The organism is Nocardia sp. NBC_01009 (genome assembly GCF_045208035.1).
In the GTDB taxonomy this organism is placed as follows: domain Bacteria; phylum Actinomycetota; class Actinomycetes; order Mycobacteriales; family Mycobacteriaceae; genus Nocardia.
In genome coordinates, this window is record NZ_CP108695.1 from 6,522,522 (window position 1) to 6,544,701 (window position 22,180).

Sequence of the window (22,180 nt, forward strand, 5' to 3'; positions counted from 1 at the left end):
CCACGTAGTAGACCGGGTGAGTCGCCCCAACCGGCAGCCGCTACCATCGTTCGCGTGCTGTATCGCGCATTTTTGCGTCTCGTCGACAAGCTTCCGCTCCCCTCACTGAAGGTGCAGCGTTGGATCGCGGCCGCCGTCATCCTGTCGCAAGCAGGCATTGCGGTCACCGGCGCGATCGTGCGCGTCACCGCTTCCGGTCTCGGCTGCCCGACCTGGCCGCAATGCTTCCCCGGCAGCTTCACCCCGATCGGTGTCTCCGAGGTCCCGGTCCTGCATCAGACCGTCGAATTCAGCAACCGCCTGCTGTCGTTCGCGGTGACCCTGTGCGCCGCACTCATCGTGCTGGCCGTCACGCGCGCCCGCCGACGCCGCGAGGTGCTGGTCTACGCGTGGTTGATGCCGGGCGGCACCGTCCTGCAGGCGATCATCGGCGGCATGACCGTCCGCACCGGCCTGCTGTGGTGGACCGTCTCTGTTCACCTGCTCGCGTCGATGCTCATGGTCTGGGTTTCGGTGGTGATGTTCGCGAAGGTCAGTGCACCCGACGACGGCATCGAAGTGATCCAGGCCCCCGCCCCGCTGCGCTGGCTCACCGCACTCAGCGGCGTCGCCCTCGCCGCCGTGCTCATCGCGGGAACCCTGGTCACCGGCGCCGGTCCGCACGCGGGCGACAAGAGCATCGAGCGCCAGGTCGAGCGCCTGCAGGTCGAGATCGTCACCCTGGTGCACCTGCATTCGCAACTGCTTGTCGGTTACCTGGCTCTGCTGATCGGCTTGGCCTTCGGGCTGTTCGCGGTCGGCATCACTCCCGCCGTCCGCTCGCGGCTGTTCGTGCTGCTCGGCCTGGTCGGCGGGCAGTCGCTGATCGGCATCGTCCAGTACTTCACCGACGTGCCCGCAGCCCTCGTCGCGATCCACGTCGGTGGCGCCGCCGCCTGCACCGCCGCCACCGCCGCCCTCTGGGCGTCGCTGCGCACCCGCGAACGCGTCTCAGCGTCGCTGCCCGACGCTGCCGTTCGGTCTACGTAAGCCGGGTCCCGCTGGTGGACACCTCGGTGTCGATGTCGAAACCGGTTGCCTGTCACCGTTTTTCGAGGGTCAGAATTAAGTTTCGCGGCGTGAGGATGGTCGCGGCGAGCATATCGACCGCGCAGCCAGGCACGGAGCGCAGAGCGACTATATGGACGCTGTCGACACCGCGCAATGCGCGGCAGCCCAGATATTGAAAGTCGATTTCTTCGATACAGGCGCGGTGACCAGGGGGCACGGCACGTGCTCGGCGGATCCGGCTTCATCATCTACCGGTCGTACCGACTCGGCCGCTTACTCCACGAGCAGTGGGCGTCGACCGCTGAGCCATCAGCATTTCGATGTCTCGTATCAACGATCCTATTGGTGCTCCGATGAATCGCTACCTACCGTGGTGCTGGCGACGAGCTGACGATCCGGACATGAAATGTCAGCACGTCGACAAATCCACGATCAGGAGGCAAATGATGTCGAAGATCCTTTTCGTCATGACCGGCGTCGACTACTGGACCCTTGCCGACGGCACCAGACATCCGACCGGCTACTGGGCCGAAGAGGTGGTCGCGCCATACACAGCGTTCAAGGCCGCGGGTCACGAGATCGTGGTCGCCACCCCGGGCGGTGTGGCGCCGACGGTCGACAAGGGCAGCCTGGCGCCCGAGGTGAACGGTGGCCAGGAGGGTGCGGCCGCGGTTGCGGCAGTGCTGGACGCGGCGACCGAGCTGCGGCGGCCGATCCGGCTGGCGGACGTGGACCTCGCCGACTACGACGCCGTCTATTACCCCGGCGGACACGGCCCGATGGAAGACCTGGCCGTGAACGCCGAATCGGGCGCGCTGCTCAACGCGACGCTGGCCTCGGGCAAGCCGCTCGGCGTTGTCTGCCACGCTCCGGCCGCCCTGCTCGCCACCGCCGCCGACGGCAACTCACCGTTCGCGGGCTACCGGGTCACCGGTTTCACCAATGCCGAAGAGACCCAGGCCGGCTTCGCCGACAAGGCCAAGTGGCTGCTGCAGGATCGGCTCGTCGACCTGGGTGTCGACTTCCGCGAGGGCGAGCCGTGGGCTGCGCACATCGAGGTCGATCGCACCCTCTACACCGGCCAGAACCCCGCATCGTCGGCGCCGCTGGCGGCGGAGCTGGTCAAAGCACTGGGCTGAATACGATGGCCGCCGACCGGACCGACGAGGTGCTCGACGCCACGGCGCGCTGCCTTGCGCGCTACGGCGTGCGACGCACCACGATGGACGACATTGCCGGTGAGATGGGTATGTCGCGGTCGGCGGTCTATCAATACGTGCACAACAAAGAGGACGCGGTCCGCCGCCTGAGTGCGCGCCTGCACGACCGAGCACTGCGGCGGGCACGGCAGGCCGCGGCCGGGCACGCTCCCGTCGCCGATAGGGTGCACGAAATCCTTACGGCCAAGCTCGATCTCGCCACCGGACCGTTTGCCGATTCTCCACACGCCGCCGAATTGCTCGATGAGCACACACGATTGAGCGGCGACATCTGCCGTGGCTTCACCACCGAGCTGCTCACGTTGCTCAGCGCAGTGTTCGCAGAGTCGGCCGCGCCGAGACCCGACGACGCGGCGCAGATCTGCCTGGCCGTGCTCGTCGGGCTGATCGCCGCGGACCGCACCGAGCTGCTGCGCCCCGCCGTCGACGCCGCGGTTTCCGGGCTCGGCGTGCCGGCCGGTGTCGAGCTCGCCGCGACCAGTCCGGTCCGATCGCGGGTGCGTGGCTAGCGAGCCGGTGCGCCTGTGTGCTGGAGCCGATTCACTATCCAGCCCTTTATTTTCCGTGGCGATGCCTTCCCCACAGTCGCGGACGAGGCGTGCCCGCCGCAGGCACCGCACAGGCATATCCGGGGCGGTCGAGGTGTTGCTCGCAAGGGTGGAATGCGCCATCCGCGCCGCCCCACCTCACCACGTGCGCGCGACATTCGATGAATCAACGACTTGATCAGGGAGTTACCGTATGACCGCACAGACAACGTCTCGCCCGGCCGACGCCTCGGGCACCTTCGCGCTCGGCGGCGACCTGCCGATCAATCGCCTCGGATACGGCGCCATGCAGATCACCGGTCCCGGCGTCTGGGGCGACCCCGACGACCCGGCCGAAGCCGTTCGCGTCCTGCGCCGCGCGGTCGAGCTCGGTGTCAACTTCATCGACACCGCGGACTCTTATGGACCGTTCGTCAGCGAGAGCCTCATCCGGCTCGCCCTGCATCCCTACGCCGATGACCTGGTGATCGCCACCAAGGGCGGTCTGACGCGGTCGGGCCCTGGCGACTGGCGGCCGGTCGGCAGGCCCGAATACCTGCGCCAGCAACTGCATTTGAGCCTGCGCCACCTCGGGCTCGAACAGATCGATCTCTACCAGCTGCACCGTATCGATCCGGCCGTCCCGCTCGCCGATCAGCTCGGTGCGCTCGTCGAACTGCAGCAAGAAGGCAAGATCCGCCACATCGGGGTCTCGGAAGTGACCGTCGAACAGCTGAAGCAAGCTCGGGAGATCGCCGACATCGTCTCGGTGCAGAACCTCTACAACCTCGCCAATCGCAAGGCCGAAGACGTGCTGGACTACGCGACGGCCGAAAACATCGCCTTCATTCCCTGGTTCCCCATCGCAACCGGCGAGCTCGCCCGCCCCGGCGGTCCGCTCGACACCTTCGCCGACGAGCACGGCGCGAGCCCGTCCCAGCTGGCGCTGGCCTGGTTGCTGCGCCGCTCCCCTGTCGTGCTGCCGATCCCCGGCACCTCCAGTGTCGGGCACGTCGAGGAGAACACCTCGGCCGCGACGATCACGCTCTCCGACGAAGAGTTCGTGGCACTCACCGACGCGGTCTGACCGACGTTCGCAGGGGCGGCGGCGACCTGACGCCGCCCCTGCGAATGGCCGCCCGCCTACTGCGCGCAGTGCGACCTGCGGTCTACTACCTGGGATCAAATCCGCAGCCACCGGGAGCACGCATGGAAATCGGGTTCAGCACGTTCCTGACCGACGAGGGCATCAGCCCGGCCGAGTTCGGCACGAGCGTCGAAGGACTTGGTTTCGCGGCACTGTTCCTGGCCGAGCACACCCACATTCCGGTCGCGCGGCACACGCCCTACGGCTCCGGCGAACTGCCGCGCGCATACTTCCGTTCGCTGGACCCCTTCGTTGCACTGTCTGCCATCGCGGCAGTCACCGAACGAGTACGAATCGGGACTGCGATTGCTCTTGTTGCCCAACGTGATCCGATCATCCTGGCCAAAGAGGTGGCCACCCTCGACCGGATCAGCGGCGGCCGATTCGAGCTCGGAGTCGGCGCCGGGTGGAATCTCGAGGAGATCCGCAACCACGGCACCCGTCCGGGTTCACGGACCCGGCTGCTGCGCGAGCGGGTCCTGGCCATCAAGGAACTCTGGACGCGGGAGCAGGCGGAATTCCACGGTGAATTCGTCGATTTCGATCCGGTGTTCCAGTGGCCCAAACCATTACAGCGCCCGCATCCGCCCGTCCTCATCGGCGGCATGGGCCCCACCGTGCTCCAGCGCGTGGTCGACTATGCCGACGGCTGGATGCCGTTCGTGTCCTCGGTCGGTGCCATCGATAAGCTCGCGCACCGCATCGCCGAGCTCGATAACCTCACCGCGCACCTGGGTCGCGCACCGAAGATGGTTTCCGTGGTCGTGACGACCGGTGTGTCCGCGGACGACGCCGCGGTCGTCGTGGACCGACTGGCCGAACTCGATGTGCACCGCGTGATCTTCAACCTCGACGCGCTGCCCACCGCGCAAACCGACGCGCTGCTGGACACGTATGCTGCTGCCTGCGCGGATCATCTGCGTCCTGCCGAGTAGTCCTCCGCGAGGTGAGCACGACTCACGCATCTGCCGGTCGCGCACCGCAATCCGCAGTTAGTGTGGAAGGCATGCCGGTCACTGTCCTCGTGCCAGATGATTATGGAGTCGGGATGCTCTCGGAGGTAACCGGCATCCGCCCACTGCGCTTCGAGCCGGGCAGGCCGCTCCCCGCAGGTGCCGAGCTGGCCGAAGTCCTGATCCCGGCATTCCTCACCCGGCCGGATTCGATCGATCTCACCGGTCTGCCGAAACTGCGGCTGGTGCAGATGCTTACCGCAGGGGCCGACGGCTGGATCGGGCAACTGCCCGACGGTGTGCTGCTGTCGAATGCGCGCGGCGCGCATGGGGCCAGCGTTGCGGAATGGGTGCTCGGGGCGTTACTGACGATCTATCGCGAATTCGGCGGATTCGCCGACACCAAGCGTGCGTGCCGATGGAATCACCATCAGACGGATACGTTGGCAGGCAAACGAGTTCTCGGTATCGGGGCGGGTGATCTCGGCATCGAACTGCGACGCAAACTGGAAGCGTTCGACGCGACGCTCACTCTGGTCGGGGTCAATGCCCGCGACGGCGTGCACGGTGTCGATGAATTGCCGGAATTGCTGGGAGGTTTCGACGTCGTCGTGCTGATGGTTCCGGTGACCGGCAAGACCATCGGACTGGTCGACGCGAAGTTTCTCACTCGAATGGCCGATGACGCGATTCTCGTCAATGTGGCGCGCGGACCGGTCGTAGACTCCGAAGCGCTACTGTCCGAGCTCATCTCGGGCCGGCTCCGAGCTGCCCTCGATGTCACCGATCCCGAACCACTGCCGTCCGACCATCCACTGTGGACCGCACCCGGCATCCTGCTGACACCCCACGTCGCAGGCAACAGCCGCGGCAGCACCGAACGCGCCTATGCCGTCGCCGCCTCGGAGATCGCGCGGTTCGCGGCCGGCGAACAGCCGAAGAATCTTGTCCACGGCGAGTATTGACCGAATTATCGGGGATGCCCCCAACTTCGGTGGCGCACCTTCCAAGGTCTGTCGACGATGTCGACCACACCAATAGCCTCTCTGACGCGACTCCCCTCGCCGCTCGAAAGGAAACCATAGATGCGTAACCACGTTCGTGCCGGAATCCTTGCCGGCGCAATCCTGCTGGCCCCCTTGGCTGCCGCCGTACCTGCGTCGGCCATCCCGCTGCAGCCCGCCGAACCGGTCGAGCAGTCGGGTCCGATCGCCAGCCCGGGCTGCCCCGGCGGCGCCCCGCAATGGGACTGCCTGCTCGAATCGCTGTCGGCGAGCGGTTCCGGAAAGTAGGTTTCGAGGTCCGTCCTCCCGGACATGGAATCCGGGAGGGACGGACACGCCGGACGCACCGACCGTAGGGTTATTTCTTCCTGGCGCGGTAGGCCGCGACGGCGTTTCGGTTTCCGCACGCGGTGCTGCAGTAGCGGCGAGATCTGTTGCGGGACAGGTCGAGAACGAGGCCCGCGCACGCACTGTCGGCACAGAAGGACAGTCGGCTCAGCTCGTCGGAGCGAATCAGATCGATCATCGCCATCGCGGTCTCGACGGCGATCCGGACGGGCATCGGAGCCTGCGCGGGCACCGCGTGAATGTGGTAGTCGATGTCACCGTGTCGGACGAGTTGCGGTACCGCTCGATGCTTCGCCAAAGTCTCGTTCACCAGCTGGACTGCCGTATCGCGGTCACTGGTGAGCATCCGGCGTAGCGGTGCGCGCAGTGCGCGCACCGCTCCCAGCTCCGCAGCGTCGCCGGTGTGTACGCCGGTATAGACATGTTTGACGAAAAACTCATCGAGCTGGGCGATCTCAGTCAATGTGTCCGGCTCCTCCGCCGAGTTCACCAACTCCACCGCGGCAAGCAGCGCCGCTTCGGTGTCATGAGCAAATGTCATGTTGACATATTACCAATGCGATTCTAGCGTCATTACTCATGGCGACGATGACTCATGACAGTGCCGTACAGCGGCGACTGCGCTCCGGACTGATCCGCGCGGTGCTGTCGGCATCGTCGTTCGGGCTTTCCGGGCCACTGGCACGCGGCTTGATGAACGCGGGCTGGAGTTCGGCGTCCGTGGTCTCCGTCCGGGTGCTGGTGGCCGCTGCCGTGCTCGTGCCGATCGCCGCGGTGCAGCTGCGCGGCGACTGGCAGCTGCTGCGCCGCAACGCCGCCCTGATCACCGCCTATGGACTGCTCGCCGTCGCCGGCACCCAACTGGCGTATTTCAATGCGGTCGCCCATATGGAAGTCGGGGTGGCACTGCTCATCGAATACACCGCTCCGATCGCCGTGGTGAGCTGGCTGTGGTTGCGCCATCGCCAACGGCCCGGCGCGGCGACGGTCGCGGGCGCCGTGCTCGGGACCGCCGGTCTCGTCCTGGTCATCGACCCGCGCTCCGGCCTCACCACCGACTGGGTCGGCATCGCGTGGGCCCTCGCCGCCATGATCGGGGCCGCCGCCTACTTCATTCTCTCCGCCCACGGCGACGGCACACTTCCGGGCACCGTCCTCGCCGCGGGTGGACTCCTCATCGGCGGACTCGGCCTGCTGGCAGCGGGCGCGATCGGCATCGTCCCCCTGCATGCAACCACGAATCCCGTTGTCTTCCAAGACTTCACCATCCCGTGGTGGCTTCCGGTCCTGGCCCTCGGCATAGTGACCGCCGCCCTTGCCTACGTCTCCGGCATCGCCGCCACCCGCCTCCTCGGCTCGCGCCTGGCATCCTTCGTCGCTCTCTTCGAAGTCCTGGCCGCCCTCACCTTCGCCTGGGCCCTCCTCGGCGAGGCCCCCCGCCCGATCCAACTCCTCGGCGGAGCGCTCATCCTCACCGGCGTCGTGGTCGTCCGCCGGGGCGAACCCACCGGCGCCTCCGACTCCTGACGGCCAGCGGGCCTCGACGCCCGCCGCAGGTCAGCGTGGCACGGCGACCTGGACCTGCCGGCGACGGCATTGCCGGGATCCTCGAGGACCAGCGCGGAGACGCCTATCCCGACATGTCCTGGAGCCGAAGGCCGCGTTCACCGTAGCCGCTGAGTACTACCGAGGCCGAGTCGGCAGGAACGAGTATCGCGGCCACCGGCCGAGCCCCGCACATCGGCTCGAGCACACGCCGCGCCCGACAACATGTTCGCCGGATACGTTGGCAGACAAGCAGTCCGCGGCGCGCGAGATGGGTTGGCGCGATCATTGTCCGTAAGACAAGCGAAGATTCGCGAAAACGGCCCACTACTTTCCGACGCGGGCCGCAACACAGTCATCGATCAGTAAGCGATGAACAGGATCTCGTCGCGCGAGTACTCGTGGCCTGGATGGTTCGCGGCCAAGTGAGCCTTCGTCTTCTCGACGAGATCGTCCTCGTCGGTTCCGACGATGGCTTCTCCGCAGGGGCAGTTCAGGTTTCGCTTCATCAGCTGTCCTTCCTTCTCGATCGAGAGTCTAGGCGTGCGGTCCCAGCGCGGCGTTGCGCAACCCCACCGACCCCGGCCCACCGACTCCACCGCCGACAAGCGTTGGGCTTGCAGCCTGCCCCAAGCGGGCAGTCGAGGGTGGCAACTACATATGCGGCGGCCTCGGCGATGAGGGCCTGGTTGTATTCGGCATCCTATCGGGGCCGGCGCACTCCTGCCCTCGGTCGGAAACGCCCGGCACACCGCACCGCGATCGAGGAAGGCAGCTTTCGGTCACACTGGGATCTGTGAAGCGCGTCCTCGCATTCGCCGTCCTAGCGCTGGCTGTCGGGCTCGCCGTCGATTACGGGCGCACCGATGGTCACTCCGGGGTCGCGGTAGCACTCGCGGTAGCCATGGTGGTACTGCTGCTCGATCAGCTCGCCCGCATGGGCAGCCGCTGAAGGAACGCACTCGACACGGCCGGAGCGTGCGTACCGGCGAGGGCGAGTGCCGCCTGAATTCCGACACAGTTGATCGGCGAACGCTGGCGTCGGATGTACCCGTTCGGATGTCGATGGGAGGCGCGCGCCTCGGCCTTGACTGGGGACCGGGATCCCCTGATCAGTGGGCGTTCTGGATCCAGTCCCGGTAATGCGTGGGTGCCAGGCGTGCGTCCGGTCCGGCGGTGAGCACGTCGCCGGTTATGCCTGCGAACATGCCGGCCGTGTCGTCGGTGATGACGGTCCGGTTGTCGTGCTGTGCCGCCAGGGTGATCCTGCCGAGTTCGTCGAGGGGGAAGACGTCCGGGCCTGCGAAGTTCCGGATCCCTCGCAGCGGGGTGTCAGTGGAGACCTCGACGACCGCGTCGACGACGTCAGCGGCGGCCATCGGCTGGAGGCGGGTAGCGGGCAGGCGGACGGCGTCGCTGTCGGAGGTCCAGGACAAGACCGCGTCCATGAACTCGAAGAACTGGGTGGCGCGGACGATGGAGTACGGCGTCGGCCCCTGCCGGAGCAGGTCCTCCTGCAGCGCCTTGGCCCGGTAATAGTCCAGCTGGGGCACCTGGTCCACTCCGACGATCGAGAGGACGACCTGGTGCGCGACACCGGCACTCTCTCCTGCCGCGAGCAGGTTGTTCATGGAGGTGCGGAAGAAGTCCAGGGACGCCTCGTCGAAGGTCGGCGAGTTCGCCAAGTTGATCACGACGTCGGCGCCCTCCAACGCCTGGTCCAGACCATTTCCCGAGATCAGGTCGACACCGGTGGACGGTGCCGCGGGGACGGCCTCGTGTCTGGCTGCGGTCAGCTTCTGCACCACCTGGGAGCCGATCCGTCCGGTACCGCCGATGACTATGAGCTTCATGGTTCTCACCTTTCACGGCATGCCACCCGGGCAAGCCGGAGGTTCATAGAGGTCGATTGCACTGATGTCCGAAGACGTGGTCACTGCGGCGGCCCGACGTCGATCCGGCCCTTCCCGCGGACTTGGGTACGAGTGGTCGACTACCTTGCCGCGTTTACAGCATCCCACCAGCAAACAGTTGGCGGACTGTGTCTGTCAGAAGTCGATGAATACTGGCAGGAAATACGCTCCGGGCTGGAGAAAGCCGACATCCCGCAGCATCACGTCGTTCTGGGTGGATAGGGTTCGAGGGGCGCGCATGGGCTTTGATCCGTTTCTCGAGACGGCCGCCTCGCGCCACGGTGACAGCCGTGGTGTCGCGGGGCATCCAACTCGATGAGGTGCCATTGCTCTGTGATGAGCTTTCCTCGGGTGCGTTGTGCCTGGTGTGCCGGCCCGACGCTCCCGCGACCAATAGATTGATCAACATTCCGACTCATTCACTCGCTACGGATGCCATGGACATGTTCCAGAAATCGGCGTAGCGGCCGCCGCGGCGCAGTAGCTCCTCGTGGTTGCCTTCCTCCACAATCCGGCCGCCGTCCAGGAAGGCGACACGATCGACGCGTTGGACGGTGCGCAGCCGGTGCGCCACCATGACCACTGTCCGGCCTGCCATCAGGCGCTCGATACCCGCGTGGACGGCCGCCTCGTTGACCGGGTCCAGCGCGGAGGTCACTTCGTCCAGCAGCACGATCGGCGCATTCTTCAGCAGCGCTCGCGCGATCGAAACACGTTGGCGCTCACCGCCGGACAGCAGTGCGCCGCCCTCGCCGACATTCGTCGCCCAACCGCCGGGCAGTCGCTCGATCACTTCGTCCAGCCGGGCCGCGGTCGCTGCCGCCCGCACCTCGGCTTCGCTTGCGTCCGGGCGGCCGAGACGTACGTTCTCCTCGATCGTTGGACCGGCCGGGCGATGGCCGCCACCGATACCGAGCGCATCGAACGTGGTGATGAGGCCGCCGGGCGAGTCATCGAATACATCCAGGCGCAGCCGGTGGATCTGGATCGTCGCGACCACCGGTGCGGCGACCAACGCAGCCGATCCCATCTTCCAATCGAAGGCGAACATCACGACAACGATCGTCAGCGGCGTCACCGCGGCGGAAATGAACGGCGCCAGCAGAGAATTCGATCATGGATGTGCGCCAGGCGGGCGGCGCGAACCACGTCCTCGAGGTCGGCATGGGGCACCGCCAGCGCGATATTGTCCGCAACCGATGCGCGCAGCAGGCGAACATCCTGGAAAACGAAGGAAACCGTCCGGTAGAGCTCACGGCTGCCGAGCTCGCGCAGATCGACTCCGCCCAGCGCGACCGAACCGCTGGACGGATCGAAGAACCGCGGCAACAGCTGAACCAGCGTGGATTTACCACTTCCCGACGGACCGACGATCGCAGTGACCGTGCCCGGCCCACCGACGCAGGTTTCGCCACCCCGTCCCACTTCAGCGAAACCTTCCACCACATGTTCGGAATGTCCGCCAGCGGAGTGCTCCGCTCCGGTATCCGCTTCGATCTCGGAACCTCGCCTACGCCTTGATATTTCGATAGTCGCTAATTCCGCGCGCCGCATTGGACCGGGGCGTGGCGCAGGGCCGCGGCGAGTTCGGCGTTCTGCCGCTCGGACACCTCGGCGGACAGGATCGCCTGCGATCGGTGGAATGTGCCGGGCCACTGGTGCGACTCGACCGACACGCCCTGGATGAATCGCGACAAAAGTGCCGCGCAGACCACCGAACCCACCGAGCCCACCGGACCGCTACGGGCCAGGCTCGCCCGCACCGCATGGCGGCTGCTCGACGACTGAGCATGAACCGCCTCGTCACCCCGGACACGCAGATCCGACCTTGCCGAAAATATTCTTTGACGCGAATATTCTTTATAGTGAATACTTTGGGCGTGGACGAGATCGCATCAGCACTTGGAGACGGCGCGCGGTGGCGCATCGTCGAGCTCCTCGCCGAGCGGCCCCGGTCTGTCGGCGAACTGGCCGAGCGGACCGGCTTACGGCAGCCGCAGACCACCAAACACCTCCAGACTCTCGCCCGCGCCGGCCTCGTCACGGTCTTCCCGCTCGGGCAACGTCGCGTCTACGCGGTCGAGGCGGCGCCATTGAAGGCCCTCGAGTGCCGGCTGCGGGAACTGGTCGAGACCACCGAGGCGCACCAGGACGAGCGAAACGTCATCGCGCGCTACCGTGCCGCCATCGAAGCGGAATCCGTTGTCGCGGACCGGGAACGGTGGGCGGACGGACGCACCTTCTCGTTCGAGCGCGTGCTGGCCGCGGCCCGGGACGTCGTCTGGCGGCATTGGGTCGACCCGGACCTGCTCGCGTCCTGGTGGGCGCCGCCGTCGATGACGGTCATCGACTGCGCCGTCGAGCCCAAGCGGGGTGGTCGCGCCGTCCTCGAGTACCACGAGGCCGAGGGGCGGCGGTACCGCTCCGAGGGACGGGTCCACGCCGCGATGGAACCCGAGCATCTCGTGTTCGACCTATCGGTGCTGGACGCGGCGGGGGCGGTCTCGTTCACCGGCCACTACGACCTGACCCTCGCCGCGGTCCCGGACGGCACCCGGCTGCGGCTCGGCCTGACCATCACCGAAACGGCCGTCGAGGCCGTCCCCTACATCGCCGGGATCGAAACCGGCTGGGGCCAGGTACTCGACCACCTCGCCGACACAGTCGGTACACCTACGCGCACCACCACGGCAGCACATACCAAAGGAAAGGAAACACAAGCATGACCACCTCGACCGGACGCAAGGTAACCGCGAACATCGCCCTCACCCTCGACGGACGCTACAACGGCCCGGGCGGGCCAACCGATGCAGAGGCGATCGTCCGCTACGCAACCACCGAGGTCGCACGAGACCACCTCACCCGCATCTACGAGGGCGCGACGACAGCGCTGCTCGGCCGGCTCAACGCCGAGGGGTTCCTCGGGTACTGGCCGACGGTCGCCGCGGACGACAACGCCGATCCGCGCGATCGCGGATACGCGAAGTGGCTCGTCGACACCGAAAAGGTGGTCCTCTCGACCACCTTGACCGAAGCGCCGTGGGAACGCACCCGCATGGTGAACGCCCCCGCTGCCGACGTCATCGCCGAACTGAAGGCCACCGGAGCGGGCAACATCCTCGTCAACACCAGCCCGACCATCACCAAGGCACTCCTCGCCGCGGACCTGCTCGACCGGCTGTACCTCTTGATCTGCCCCGAGATCGCCGGAGATGGGCAGCGGCTGTTCGACGACGGCCTGCCGAGTTCGAAGTGGACACTCACACACCAGGAGACCGGCGAGCTGGGCGAGATCGCCATGGTCTACGACCGCGCACGCTAACGGCCGCGGTGTGCGGCCGTCCAGCACAGCGACTACGTCCGCACAGCCGCCAGCTGCTCGGGTTGCGGACGCAGTAGACCGCTGTTACAGCGATGGTTGCGGGCACGCTGGCATGAGCGCGCATTGCGAACCCGGACGCGCTCGCCTGGCCGGATGTCCTGCCACACAACCGATCAGCGGCTGAGGCGGATGTATCGAGCTGCCGGACGCTATCCGACGAGTGTCCGGGTGCCGAGCACCGTAAGTGTTGCGAGGCGTTCGGCGTCCTCGGTGCCGGGCTCGGCTGTGTAGATCATGATGCGCAGGTCGCTGCCCGCCACGGTGAGCACGTCGCAGTCCAACGTCAAGGAACCTAATTGCGGATGATCGATCGTCTTGCGGGCAGCCTCGCGGCGGCTGACAGCGCCGGAATCCCAGAGTGCGGCGAACCGGGCGCTCTCGGCGCGCAGGTCCGCGATGAGCTTTCGCAGGCGCTGGTCGGCGGGATATTGGGCGGCGGCGGTGCGCAAGTCGGTGACGAGGGCGGTTTCGTATGCGTGCATGGCCTTCGGGGTGCGACGGGCGGGGGTGCCCGAGCCGAGGAAATGTCGCCACACACCGTTGCGTTCATTGTTGTGGCGGGCCGGCGGATCGCCCATCAACGCTACGTGCGGTGGGTTGGTCAGCAGCAGCGTCCAGGATGCGTCGTAGACAGCGACGGGTGTCCCGGTCAGGCGGTCCAATACGCGCTGGACGCTCGAGGTGATGTAAGTGGGCACGGTTTCGGGGTCCGGCAGCGCCAGCCCGGCCAGCAGGAACAGGTGCGCACGCTCGGCCGCGGACAACCGCAGGGCCCTGGCCAGCGACTCGACGACCTGTGTCGAGGGGTTGGCTGCGCGGCCTTGTTCGAGGCGGGTGACGTAGTCGACGGAGATGCCGGCCAGTAGCGCGAGCTCCTCCCTGCGCAGTCCGGGAGCGCGGCGCTGCCCACCCACGGTCAGCCCGGCGGTCTCAGGTGACACCTGGTCGCGCCAGCGGCGCACCGCCTTCCCGAATTCCGCTGTTGCCATGTCCTTCAGTGTGCCCGGCCGAGCGCCGAACTGCCTGGTATCAGCAGTCCCAGGAAGACCGGACGACTGGTTGACCACGGCTGCCCGGCGCGACCATGAAGCCATGACAACGACACTGATCACCGGAGCGAACAAGGGCTTGGGCTTCGAGACCGCCCGGCGGCTCGTCGCGGCAGGCCACACCGTTTACCTCGGCAGCCGGGACGCCGAACGCGGACGCCACGCCGCCGAACAGCTCGGTGCACGGTTGGTGGTCATCGACGTCACCGATGACGCGTCCGTCGTGGCCGCGGCGAAAACGATCGAAGCCGATGGCGGTGTGGATGTGCTCGTCAACAACGCGGGCATCGCAGGCTTCGAAGGACAGACGCAGGACAAGGGCGTGGTCGGCGCCGCCGCGGTGACCGCCGACATGATGCGGCCAGTGCTGGAGACGAACGTCCTCGGTGTGGTGCGCGTGACCCACGCCTTCCTGCCGTTGCTGCAGCGGTCCGCCGCTCCGGTCGTGGTCAACGTCAGCAGCGGCCTGGCCTCGCTGACCCGGGTCACCACCCCGGACACACCCGCACACGCATACCCGGGAGTCGCCTATCCGGTATCGAAGGCCGCCGTCAACATGATCACCGTGCAGTACGCCAAAGCGTTTCCGAACATGCGGATCAACGCGGTGGAGCCGGGCTACACCGCGACAGATCTGAACGGGCGCCTGGGCACGCAGACCGTTCAGCAGGGTGCCGAGATCATCGTCCGCATGGCCCAGGTGGCCCCCGATGGACCCACCGGCGGCTATTTCGACACCACCGGCGCCTTGCCGTGGTAGCCACCGGGATCGGTGATTGACAGCAAATGCCGTACCTGCCAACGTATCGAAGGACATCGAGGTCCTGATTCGGCTGACCTCGGTATCGTCGAATCGGAGAGTGCTCGATGGGGTTTCTCGAACCCGACCTACCCGTGGTCGATATGGCGGAGTGGAGCAAAGGCACTAGGAGTGCACGAATCCGTCCCATGGCCAGGCATTGGGCCGAAGTGGGTTTCGGGACTCCGGTCGCGCTGCATTTGTTCTACGTCGGCAAGGTCGGTCTCTATATTCTCGGTGGCTGGCTGATCATGCTGTCCACCAAGGGCATCGACGGATTCACCGATGTCGGCGACTGGTGGTCGGAGCCGATCGTCTTCCAGAAGGCTGTGCTTTACACGCTGCTGTTCGAGGTGGTCGGACTCGGTTGCGGGTTCGGTCCGCTGAACAACAGATTCTTTCCGCCGCTCGGCTCGATACTGTATTGGTTGCGGCCGAGGACAATTCGGTTGCCGCCGTGGCCCGGTCGTGTTCCGTTGACCAGTGGCACCACCCGCACCCCAGTGGATATCGCACTGTATGCGGCGTTGCTGATGACGACGTCGGTCGCATTGGTGTCCGATGGCACCGGTGCGGTACCAGCGCTGGACACGACAGTGGGGTTGCTCCCGGTGTGGCAAATCGCCGTGATCCTCGGCCTGCTTGCGGCAATTGGGTTGCGCGACAAAGTGATCTTCCTCGCGGCGCGCGGCGAGGTCTATGCCACCCTGGCAGTCACTTTTCTATTCACCGCCACCGACACGATCGTCGCCGCGAAGGTCGTTTTCGTGGTGATCTGGATGGGCGCGGCGACCTCGAAGCTGAACAAGCACTTCCCGTTCGTGGTGTCCACGATGATGTCCAACAGCCCGGTGTTCCGGCGAAAGTCGCTCAAGCGCATGTTCTTCGAGAACTTCCCCGACGACCTGAGGCCGGGTCGGTTGTCGCGCATTTTCGCGCACGGCGGCACGGCCGTCGAGATGGGGATTCCGTTGGTGTTGTTCTTCTCCCACGGCGGCCCACTGACGGCGGTGGCCGCGGTCGTGATGGTGGGATTCCACCTGGTAATTCTGACGGCCGTTCCCATGGGGGTGCCGTTGGAATGGAACGTCTTCATGATCTTCGGTGTGCTGGTGTTGTTCGTCGCGCACGCCGATCTCGGTCTCGGCAGCCTGAACAACCCCGCGCCGGTGGCGCTGCTGTTCATCGTGATCGCGGGCATTGTGATCGCCGGGAACCTGTTCCCGCGCACAATCTCGTTCCTGCCCGGCATGCGGTACTACGCAGGCAACTGGGATACGACGATGTGGTGCATCAAACCCTCGGCCGCGGACAAGATCAGCCGCGGCATCGTGGCGATCGCCAGTATGCCGCAAGCCCAGTTGGAGCGGTTCTACGGGAAGGACCGGGCCCAGATTCCGATGTTCATGGGATATGCCTTCCGCGCCATGAACACGCACGGCCGCGCACTGTTCACCCTGGTTCATCGAGCCATGCCCGCCGGCCGTGAGGACGAGTACACACTCACCGACGGTGAGCGCATCTGCAGCACCGCGGTCGGCTGGAACTTCGGCGACGGACACATGCACAATGAGCAACTCATCGCCGCGATGCAGCAGCGTTGCCACTTCGACCCCGGCGAAGTACGCGTCGTCCTGCTCGACGCCCAGCCGATCCACAAGCAGACTCAGGAATACCGTCTTGTCGACGCCGCGACCGGCGAATTCGAGCGCGGCGTGGTGCATGTCGCGGACATGGTGACCCGCCAGCCGTGGGCCGACGATGTGCCCGTGCACGTACACCGCGGCAACCAGACCGACCTCACCTGATAGCGGCCACGATGACAACAGCGTGATACTTCGGGACATGGAGTCCGTTTCATGATCGACGTGGATCTGGCACGAAATCCGCGCACCGCGCCGCTGGATGTGCTGGCCGTGGCCACGCCCGGTTTCTGGCGGATGGAGGTCCGCACGCTCCAGCGGCGGGTAACCGCCCGACGGTCAACGACGGGATGCCTTCCGGCGCAATATCAATCAGCCTGGTTCTGATCGCCGATAGCCGGCACCGTCGAGCGCGGTTTACTGTCGAAACCATGGCGACCCCCGACTTCATTCACACCATCCGGGCCGACGCAGGCAAGCAGCTGTTGTGGTTGCCCGGTGTCAGCGCTGTTGTCTTCGATGACGAGGGCAGGGTGCTGTTGGGACAGCGGGCCGACACCGGCACGTGGGCCGTCATTGCCGGGATGCCGGAACCGGGCGAGCAGCCCGCGGCGTGTGCGGTTCGAGAAGTGTACGAGGAGACCGCCATTCGCTGCGTCGCCGAGCGCATCGTGATCGTCCGCGCCATGCCGCCGCACACCTACCCGAATGGCGACATCTGTCAGTTCATGGACATCACGATCCGGTGCCGCGCCGTCGGCGGCACGGCGCGGGTCAACGACGACGAGTCGCTCGAGGTCGCCTGGTTCGACGTGTCCGCATTGCCGGAGCTGCCCGAGCACGATCTGCTGCGCATCGAGCAGGCACTGTCCGATGGGCAGGTGTGGTTCGAACCGGCACCCTGAACGTGGGTCGTCGATCAGTGTGCGGCGGCAGCCCCGTGCAGCACGAGATCGACTGCGCTGCTGAGGTAATCCGACGACATGGGCTGATCACGGAGCAGAATTCGGAACCAGATCGCACCGGCCAGCAGGTCCATGATCATCGCCGGATCCGCCGTCGCCGGCAGTTCGGCACGGGCGATCGCGCGCTGGAACATCGGCTGCTCGCGGGTGAGGCGCTCGACAAAGAACGTGCGCGCCACCACAGCCAGCTCCGGCCTGCGGGGTGCCGCGGCGAGAACGGTGGCGACGATCGGTGCGGTCCGTTCTCCGGTCAGCAGTTGGGCGATCTCCCGGGCCAGCGCGAGGAGGTCGCCGCGCAGGCTGCCGGTGTCCGGCATCGCGAAGGCGAGAAGGTCGGAGTGGACCAGCGCGGCTGCCAGCACCGCGTCCTTGGACGGCCACCACCGGTAGATGGTGGTCTTGTTGACGCCGGAGCGGCTTGCGATGGATTCGATGGTCAGACCGTCATAGCCCTGTTCGGCCAGTAGCTCGAGGGTCGCGGCAAAAATCGCCGACGCTTGCCGTGGCCCTCCTCGGGCGCGTTCTTCGCTCACCCCGCCAGGATACAACGCAACGTTGCGTTGCATCTAGCGCCGGTATATCTTCAAATGCAACGCAACGTTGCGTTGTTGATAGGAGCGTGGAATGAGCATTCCCTTGGTATTCGTGCACGGCATTCGGCTGAGCGGTACCTCATGGTCGGTAGTGCGCGAGCAGCTCGGCGCGCACCCCTCGGCGGCAGTCGACCTGCCTGGGCACGGTGCGCGGCGCGGCGAACGGTTCACGCTGGCCGCCGCCATCGACGCAGTCGCCGAAGCGGTGGACAACGTCGGCGGCCACGCCGTGGTGGTCGGGCACTCGCTCGGTGGATACGTGAGCATCGCCGCAGCTGCCCGGCATCCAGAGCGAGTGGCCGGGCTGGTAGTCGCCGGGGCGACCTGCGTGCCGAACCGCGGCTTAGCGGCTCCGTTCGCGTTGATGCATCGCGTGCTCTCGCGGCAATCCGACGGCGGCGAACGGGCCAGCGGCCGCCTCTTCGACTCGGCGCTCCCACCGCGGGTGGCCGAAGCGATCAAACACGGTGGGATTGCCACCGAAGTCATCCCTGACGTGGTCCGAGAAAGCCGGTATTTCAACCCGCTCGCCAATCTCGCCGAGTACCCCGGCCCGCTCTGGCTGATCAACGGCAGTCGCGATCACTTCCGCACCCACGAACGGCGATTCCTGGCCGCGAGCACCGACGGCCGACTACTCATCACGCCGCGGGCAGGTCACTACTTCCCCCTGGCCCAGCCGACCGAGTTCGCGCGGTGCGTCCTCGACATCTCCTACGCGGTGGCCGGACACCACAGCAGTCGGTGAAGCCCAGCGGAAACTCCGAGGTGCGCGCCGATGCAAGGGAAGGAGTCCGCCGCTTCGTACGCTGGTTCCGGTTGATCACGTACCGCTTCGATGGAGAAGGGGCTACACATGATTCACGACACCACGGACCAAGGTTTCCGCGCGGACAGATCTCGGCGATCACCGGCCCGCCTTACGGTCGCCGTACTCTGCGCCTCGCTGCTCGGCGCACTCGGCGGAGTTCCTGCCTCCGCCGAGGCACGAGAGGTGAAGGAGTGCACCGACACCGGGTTCGTCCAAGAGATCCTGGACGGACTCAATAAAGAACGATCTCACCACGGAGTCCCCGCGCTGAAGATTAGCCAAGAGCTGACGGACTACGCGAAGACGCGCGCGGTGTTCCACGCGGAGAACGGCTCCTTGTCCCACAAAGAACTGGATACGAGGTACGGCGAAAACGTATTCCTGGCCAGCAGCGACGACTCCCGGCCGACGCCCGCCGGTGATGCCGTCACGCATTGGAAGAATGAGCAAGAGCGCTACGAATACGATGCCGCCGGCCCGGCGCCGGGGACCGAGAATTTCACGCAGATGGTGTGGAAGGCCAGTACCGCAGTCGGTGTCGGCCGAGCCTGCGTGCTTGCACCGGAATCCGAGGATCCAGGCTGGACCTACATCGTGGCGATTTATCGGTCACGCGGCAATATCCCCGGTGAATACCGCGACAACGTATTGCGGGGAACCGACTAGCGAGGCCGAGTCGTCATGAACGAATCACGAAAGTCAGGTCTACGCGCCGCCAAGACCAACGACCGACCCGCGCATCGGGGCTAGCTCGGCGACTCGGCTCGGCACCTGTTCTCCGCCTCGAGCAGCTCGATCAGGCCGGGAAAACGAGCGGCCAACTCCACACTGCGTAGTTGCGCCATATTGCTGTTGCCCCGATTCACCTGACGAATCAGACCGGCTTGCCGCAGAACCCGAAAGTGGTGTGTCAGAGTCGCCTTCGATACCGGCAAACCGAACGAACTGCAGTGCCGCTCGGCCCCGTCGACGTCCGCCAGCAGCGCGCACACGACCTCCAGCCGGTGCTTGTCCGCCATGCCGAGCGCTGCGAGCACGTGATTGAACGTCGAACTACGTGGGGCCGAAGACGTCCAGTGAACCTGTCGATCTATCCGCCGTAGAACTTCTTGGCGCGCTCCTGGATTTCTTCTATCGACAGGTCCTCTTTGTGGGTGCAGACAATCCAGACGTGGCCGAACGGATCCACCAGCGTCCCGCTGCGGTCGCCGTAGAACAGATCGCTCACTGCGCTGAACTCTCGGGCGCCCAGCTCCAGCGCCTGAGCGAAGTGCTTGTCGACGTCCTCAACATACAGCCGGAGACCAACCGAGGCCTGGGACTGCGCCGGGCTCGCCAGCGGATGACCCTCAGAAGGCTCGGTGAGAACCAGCGAAGAATCGCCGATCCTCAGCTCCGCATGATCAATGCGACCGCTCGGTGATTCCCCCCGGTAAAGCTCGACGGCATCAAAAGCCCTCTTGTAGAACTCGATTGCCGACCGCGCATCCGCGACTGCCAAGTACACGGTCATGCTGTGCTGCCCGTGGGGAATCGAACTAACCGCCATGGGGACCCCTTCTTCGGTTCCGGTCGTTCGGGTGGGTTCGCCTCACAGGAGCTACACCTTCAGATGTACAACGGAGGAGAAGGCGGGAACACAACCGGCAACGCTGTCAATGCTCGGTGAAATGGGCCAGGGCGCCACACGAGCTCCTCTTCGGCAACCGCTAGTTTCAGTTCCGGGAGGATGTCCAGGAGTTGATCGATGACGTCCTGCGCGAGCAGAAGCCCGTACGGCCGGGCGTGAGCAGGACAGGCGTGTGGGCCGGTGCTGAACGCCAGATTCCATCCGTTGTCCAGGAATTCGCCTGTGTTCATCTCTGGATCCGTATTACAGGCGGCCATACTGATGATGACCGGCTGATTCGCCGGCAGCCACACGCCCTCGATCAGAATTGGCTGGCGAGGATAGGTAATGCAATAGTTCGCCATCGGCGGGTCGGTTGCCAGCCTCTCTTCGAGTGCGGTCTTGATTGACAAGGGACGGCTATTATCATCGCTGGCATAGCGGGTATCGGTCAGCATCAACAGCAGGGTGTTGGCGATGAGGTTCAGTGGTGGCTCGACACCGGCCGCAAACAGCAGGACCAACTGGTGCACCATCTCCTCGTCGGACAGCCCTTCGGGATGCTGGGTCAGTCTCGTGGTGACGTCGTTAGCCGGGTGAGCGCGCTTCAGAGCCGTAAGGTCGAGCAACGCGTTGCCCATTTCCGCGTTTACCGCTTCCGTATCCACACCGTCGAACATCGCAGCACTGGCCTGCGCGACCCGCTGACCGATTTCGGGTGGACAGCCGAGTATCTGGCAGAAGACCGAGAAGACCAGCGGGAGGATGTACTGGTTCAACAGTTCGGCGTTTCCGTCCCTGCAGAACGTGTTGATGATCGGGATGGCGGATGTCGCCACCATGGATCGCAAGGAGTTCAGGTCCATCCCGGCCAAGGCGTCGTTCAAAGCATTGCGGTACCGAGTGTGCTCTGTACCGCTGGTACGTATTGCATTGGGTCGGTACTCGATCATCGGCATGATCGGGATATCGGCAGGTGCGGTCTTCTGCCAGGTGCTCGGATCGGCCGGAAAACGGTCGGAGTCGTTGAGAATGCCCACGGCGGTGCGATATTTGATCACCAGGGTGGCAGGTACTCCTGGCCACATCTCGACCGGCACCAGCGGTCCGTAGTCTCTACGCATCTGGCGGTAGAATCCGTGCGGATCGGCCGCAAATTCTGCACTGTAGATCGGGATTCGAGGGCCTGTGAACTCGATCGACGACATTGAGTTGGCGGTAGCACCCTGATGCGTGTGCTGCGGATACACGTAGTCTCCTTGATATCGGTTGCGGCAGCATAGTACCCAAGGCGAGGGCCAAGCGAAGGTTGTCGGGTCGCTATGTTGTTCCCTGTCAACAGGATTCCGTCATCAGGGTTGGTTTCGGCCTCACGTCGCCAGGTCTTGTGTGCCGTCTGCTGGGCTGGCGCTGCAGGGATGTTGTCAACTTGGGGCGGGGTGGCTACTTCGGCCTGAAGAGTAGGCTCGGCGTGGTCGCTGGTTGGGTCCCGAGTACAAGATGATCATCGAAATCCTCTGTGGTGTCAGGGGCCAGGAACGGGATGGGGCGAACGTCGGCCGACCTCCCGGTACACGGTCGAGCCATGGTCGTGCGACTGCGACCCGACGGTTGATCTGTCC

General features: G+C 65.5%; 26 protein-coding genes and 1 pseudogene. 17 read left to right on the plus strand and 10 right to left on the minus strand.

Annotated elements, in window-relative coordinates; genetic code table 11:
• Window positions 1–54 precede the first annotated feature (54 nt).
• The 7 genes from OHA42_RS29195 to OHA42_RS29225 all read left to right on the plus strand — a co-directional run bounded on the left by OHA42_RS29195 (window position 55) and on the right by OHA42_RS29225 (window position 6,189).
• The gene (locus OHA42_RS29195) at window positions 55–1,029 is read left to right on the plus strand and encodes a COX15/CtaA family protein (RefSeq protein ID WP_406230997.1); all 975 of its coding nucleotides are present in this window, start codon (window positions 55–57) and stop codon (window positions 1,027–1,029) included.
• Between the two features lie 467 nt (window positions 1,030–1,496).
• The gene (locus OHA42_RS29200; protein ID WP_406239666.1) at window positions 1,497–2,189 is read left to right on the plus strand and encodes a type 1 glutamine amidotransferase domain-containing protein; all 693 of its coding nucleotides are present in this window, start codon (window positions 1,497–1,499) and stop codon (window positions 2,187–2,189) included.
• 5 nt (window positions 2,190–2,194) lie between these two features.
• A complete protein-coding gene (locus OHA42_RS29205; protein ID WP_406230998.1) occupies window positions 2,195–2,779 on the plus strand; it encodes a TetR/AcrR family transcriptional regulator in 585 nt (194 codons plus the stop codon).
• A gap of 232 nt (window positions 2,780–3,011) precedes the next feature.
• Window positions 3,012–3,884: an aldo/keto reductase gene (locus OHA42_RS29210; RefSeq protein WP_406230999.1), complete on the plus strand. Its 873-nt coding sequence runs from the start codon at window positions 3,012–3,014 to the stop codon at window positions 3,882–3,884.
• Between the two features lie 122 nt (window positions 3,885–4,006).
• Window positions 4,007–4,879 (plus strand): LLM class F420-dependent oxidoreductase, encoded by an 873-nt coding sequence (locus tag OHA42_RS29215; RefSeq protein ID WP_406231000.1) that lies wholly within the window; start codon window positions 4,007–4,009, stop codon window positions 4,877–4,879.
• Between the two features lie 113 nt (window positions 4,880–4,992).
• Window positions 4,993–5,862, plus strand: coding sequence for a 2-hydroxyacid dehydrogenase (locus OHA42_RS29220; protein ID WP_406231001.1), 870 nt, complete (start codon window positions 4,993–4,995; stop codon window positions 5,860–5,862).
• Between the two features lie 120 nt (window positions 5,863–5,982).
• Entirely contained in the window at window positions 5,983–6,189 is a 207-nt protein-coding gene (locus OHA42_RS29225; RefSeq protein WP_406231002.1) for a hypothetical protein, read from the plus strand.
• Window positions 6,190–6,259: 70 nt separating this feature from the next.
• On the opposite strand, the gene OHA42_RS29230 is transcribed toward OHA42_RS29225, so the two are convergent.
• Window positions 6,260–6,790: a CGNR zinc finger domain-containing protein gene (locus OHA42_RS29230; RefSeq protein WP_406231003.1), complete on the minus strand. Its 531-nt coding sequence runs from the start codon at window positions 6,788–6,790 to the stop codon at window positions 6,260–6,262.
• A 38-nt stretch (window positions 6,791–6,828) separates the two neighbouring features.
• Here OHA42_RS29230 and OHA42_RS29235 point away from each other — a divergent pair, with 38 nt between their 5' ends.
• Window positions 6,829–7,776 (plus strand): EamA family transporter, encoded by a 948-nt coding sequence (locus tag OHA42_RS29235; RefSeq protein WP_406231004.1) that lies wholly within the window; start codon window positions 6,829–6,831, stop codon window positions 7,774–7,776.
• A gap of 380 nt (window positions 7,777–8,156) precedes the next feature.
• On the opposite strand, the gene OHA42_RS29240 is transcribed toward OHA42_RS29235, so the two are convergent.
• On the minus strand, window positions 8,157–8,303 hold the full coding sequence (locus tag OHA42_RS29240; protein ID WP_328402905.1) for a DUF1059 domain-containing protein: 147 nt from the start codon (window positions 8,301–8,303) through the stop codon (window positions 8,157–8,159).
• 287 nt (window positions 8,304–8,590) lie between these two features.
• Between OHA42_RS29240 and OHA42_RS29245 the strand changes: the two genes are divergently transcribed.
• Window positions 8,591–8,746 carry a hypothetical protein gene (locus OHA42_RS29245; RefSeq protein WP_406231005.1) on the plus strand — a complete coding sequence of 52 codons (156 nt, stop codon included), beginning with the start codon at window positions 8,591–8,593 and terminating at the stop codon, window positions 8,744–8,746.
• Window positions 8,747–8,906: 160 nt separating this feature from the next.
• Here OHA42_RS29245 and OHA42_RS29250 read toward each other — a convergent pair whose 3' ends face one another.
• From OHA42_RS29250 to OHA42_RS29260, 3 genes and pseudogenes are all read right to left on the minus strand, one after another.
• A complete protein-coding gene (locus tag OHA42_RS29250) occupies window positions 8,907–9,647 on the minus strand; it encodes an SDR family oxidoreductase (protein ID WP_406231006.1) in 741 nt (246 codons plus the stop codon).
• 475 nt (window positions 9,648–10,122) lie between these two features.
• Window positions 10,123–10,587: pseudogene (locus OHA42_RS29255) on the minus strand (ATP-binding cassette domain-containing protein); the annotation flags it as partial.
• Window positions 10,588–10,781: 194 nt separating this feature from the next.
• The gene (locus OHA42_RS29260) at window positions 10,782–11,132 is read right to left on the minus strand and encodes an ATP-binding cassette domain-containing protein (RefSeq protein ID WP_406231007.1); all 351 of its coding nucleotides are present in this window, start codon (window positions 11,130–11,132) and stop codon (window positions 10,782–10,784) included.
• A 455-nt stretch (window positions 11,133–11,587) separates the two neighbouring features.
• Here OHA42_RS29260 and OHA42_RS29265 point away from each other — a divergent pair, with 455 nt between their 5' ends.
• Together OHA42_RS29265 and OHA42_RS29270 are read left to right on the plus strand one after the other, a co-directional pair.
• Complete coding sequence (locus OHA42_RS29265; RefSeq protein ID WP_406231008.1) at window positions 11,588–12,433, plus strand: metalloregulator ArsR/SmtB family transcription factor; 846 nt, start codon at window positions 11,588–11,590, stop codon at window positions 12,431–12,433.
• The gene (locus OHA42_RS29270; RefSeq protein WP_406231009.1) at window positions 12,430–13,029 is read left to right on the plus strand and encodes a dihydrofolate reductase family protein; all 600 of its coding nucleotides are present in this window, start codon (window positions 12,430–12,432) and stop codon (window positions 13,027–13,029) included. The genes OHA42_RS29265 and OHA42_RS29270 overlap by 4 nt, the downstream gene beginning before the upstream one ends.
• A 209-nt stretch (window positions 13,030–13,238) precedes the next feature.
• On the opposite strand, the gene OHA42_RS29275 is transcribed toward OHA42_RS29270, so the two are convergent.
• On the minus strand, window positions 13,239–14,078 hold the full coding sequence (locus OHA42_RS29275) for a helix-turn-helix transcriptional regulator (protein WP_406231010.1): 840 nt from the start codon (window positions 14,076–14,078) through the stop codon (window positions 13,239–13,241).
• Window positions 14,079–14,181: 103 nt separating this feature from the next.
• Here OHA42_RS29275 and OHA42_RS29280 point away from each other — a divergent pair, with 103 nt between their 5' ends.
• The 4 genes from OHA42_RS29280 to OHA42_RS29295 all read left to right on the plus strand — a co-directional run bounded on the left by OHA42_RS29280 (window position 14,182) and on the right by OHA42_RS29295 (window position 17,485).
• A complete protein-coding gene (locus OHA42_RS29280; protein WP_406231011.1) occupies window positions 14,182–14,898 on the plus strand; it encodes an SDR family NAD(P)-dependent oxidoreductase in 717 nt (238 codons plus the stop codon).
• Between the two features lie 107 nt (window positions 14,899–15,005).
• Window positions 15,006–16,745 (plus strand): DUF3556 domain-containing protein, encoded by a 1,740-nt coding sequence (locus OHA42_RS29285; RefSeq protein ID WP_406231012.1) that lies wholly within the window; start codon window positions 15,006–15,008, stop codon window positions 16,743–16,745.
• 51 nt (window positions 16,746–16,796) lie between these two features.
• A complete protein-coding gene (locus OHA42_RS29290) occupies window positions 16,797–16,967 on the plus strand; it encodes a hypothetical protein (protein WP_406231013.1) in 171 nt (56 codons plus the stop codon).
• A 44-nt stretch (window positions 16,968–17,011) separates the two neighbouring features.
• Window positions 17,012–17,485: an NUDIX hydrolase gene (locus OHA42_RS29295; protein WP_406231014.1), complete on the plus strand. Its 474-nt coding sequence runs from the start codon at window positions 17,012–17,014 to the stop codon at window positions 17,483–17,485.
• Between the two features lie 14 nt (window positions 17,486–17,499).
• Here OHA42_RS29295 and OHA42_RS29300 read toward each other — a convergent pair whose 3' ends face one another.
• Window positions 17,500–18,078 carry a TetR/AcrR family transcriptional regulator gene (locus OHA42_RS29300; RefSeq protein WP_406231015.1) on the minus strand — a complete coding sequence of 193 codons (579 nt, stop codon included), beginning with the start codon at window positions 18,076–18,078 and terminating at the stop codon, window positions 17,500–17,502.
• 91 nt (window positions 18,079–18,169) lie between these two features.
• On the opposite strand from OHA42_RS29300, the gene OHA42_RS29305 reads away from it, so the two are divergent.
• The gene (locus tag OHA42_RS29305; protein ID WP_406231016.1) at window positions 18,170–18,886 is read left to right on the plus strand and encodes an alpha/beta fold hydrolase; all 717 of its coding nucleotides are present in this window, start codon (window positions 18,170–18,172) and stop codon (window positions 18,884–18,886) included.
• A 108-nt stretch (window positions 18,887–18,994) separates the two neighbouring features.
• Window positions 18,995–19,615: a CAP family protein gene (locus OHA42_RS29310; RefSeq protein ID WP_406231017.1), complete on the plus strand. Its 621-nt coding sequence runs from the start codon at window positions 18,995–18,997 to the stop codon at window positions 19,613–19,615.
• Window positions 19,616–19,695: 80 nt separating this feature from the next.
• Here the strand turns inward: OHA42_RS29310 and OHA42_RS29315 are convergent, their stop codons facing one another.
• The 3 genes from OHA42_RS29315 to OHA42_RS29325 all read right to left on the minus strand — a co-directional run bounded on the left by OHA42_RS29315 (window position 19,696) and on the right by OHA42_RS29325 (window position 21,808).
• Window positions 19,696–19,986, minus strand: coding sequence for an ArsR/SmtB family transcription factor (locus OHA42_RS29315; RefSeq protein ID WP_406231018.1), 291 nt, complete (start codon window positions 19,984–19,986; stop codon window positions 19,696–19,698).
• A 53-nt stretch (window positions 19,987–20,039) separates the two neighbouring features.
• A complete protein-coding gene (locus OHA42_RS29320) occupies window positions 20,040–20,462 on the minus strand; it encodes a VOC family protein (RefSeq protein WP_406231019.1) in 423 nt (140 codons plus the stop codon).
• 95 nt (window positions 20,463–20,557) lie between these two features.
• The gene (locus OHA42_RS29325) at window positions 20,558–21,808 is read right to left on the minus strand and encodes a cytochrome P450 (protein ID WP_406231020.1); all 1,251 of its coding nucleotides are present in this window, start codon (window positions 21,806–21,808) and stop codon (window positions 20,558–20,560) included.
• Window positions 21,809–22,180: the final 372 nt, after the last annotated feature.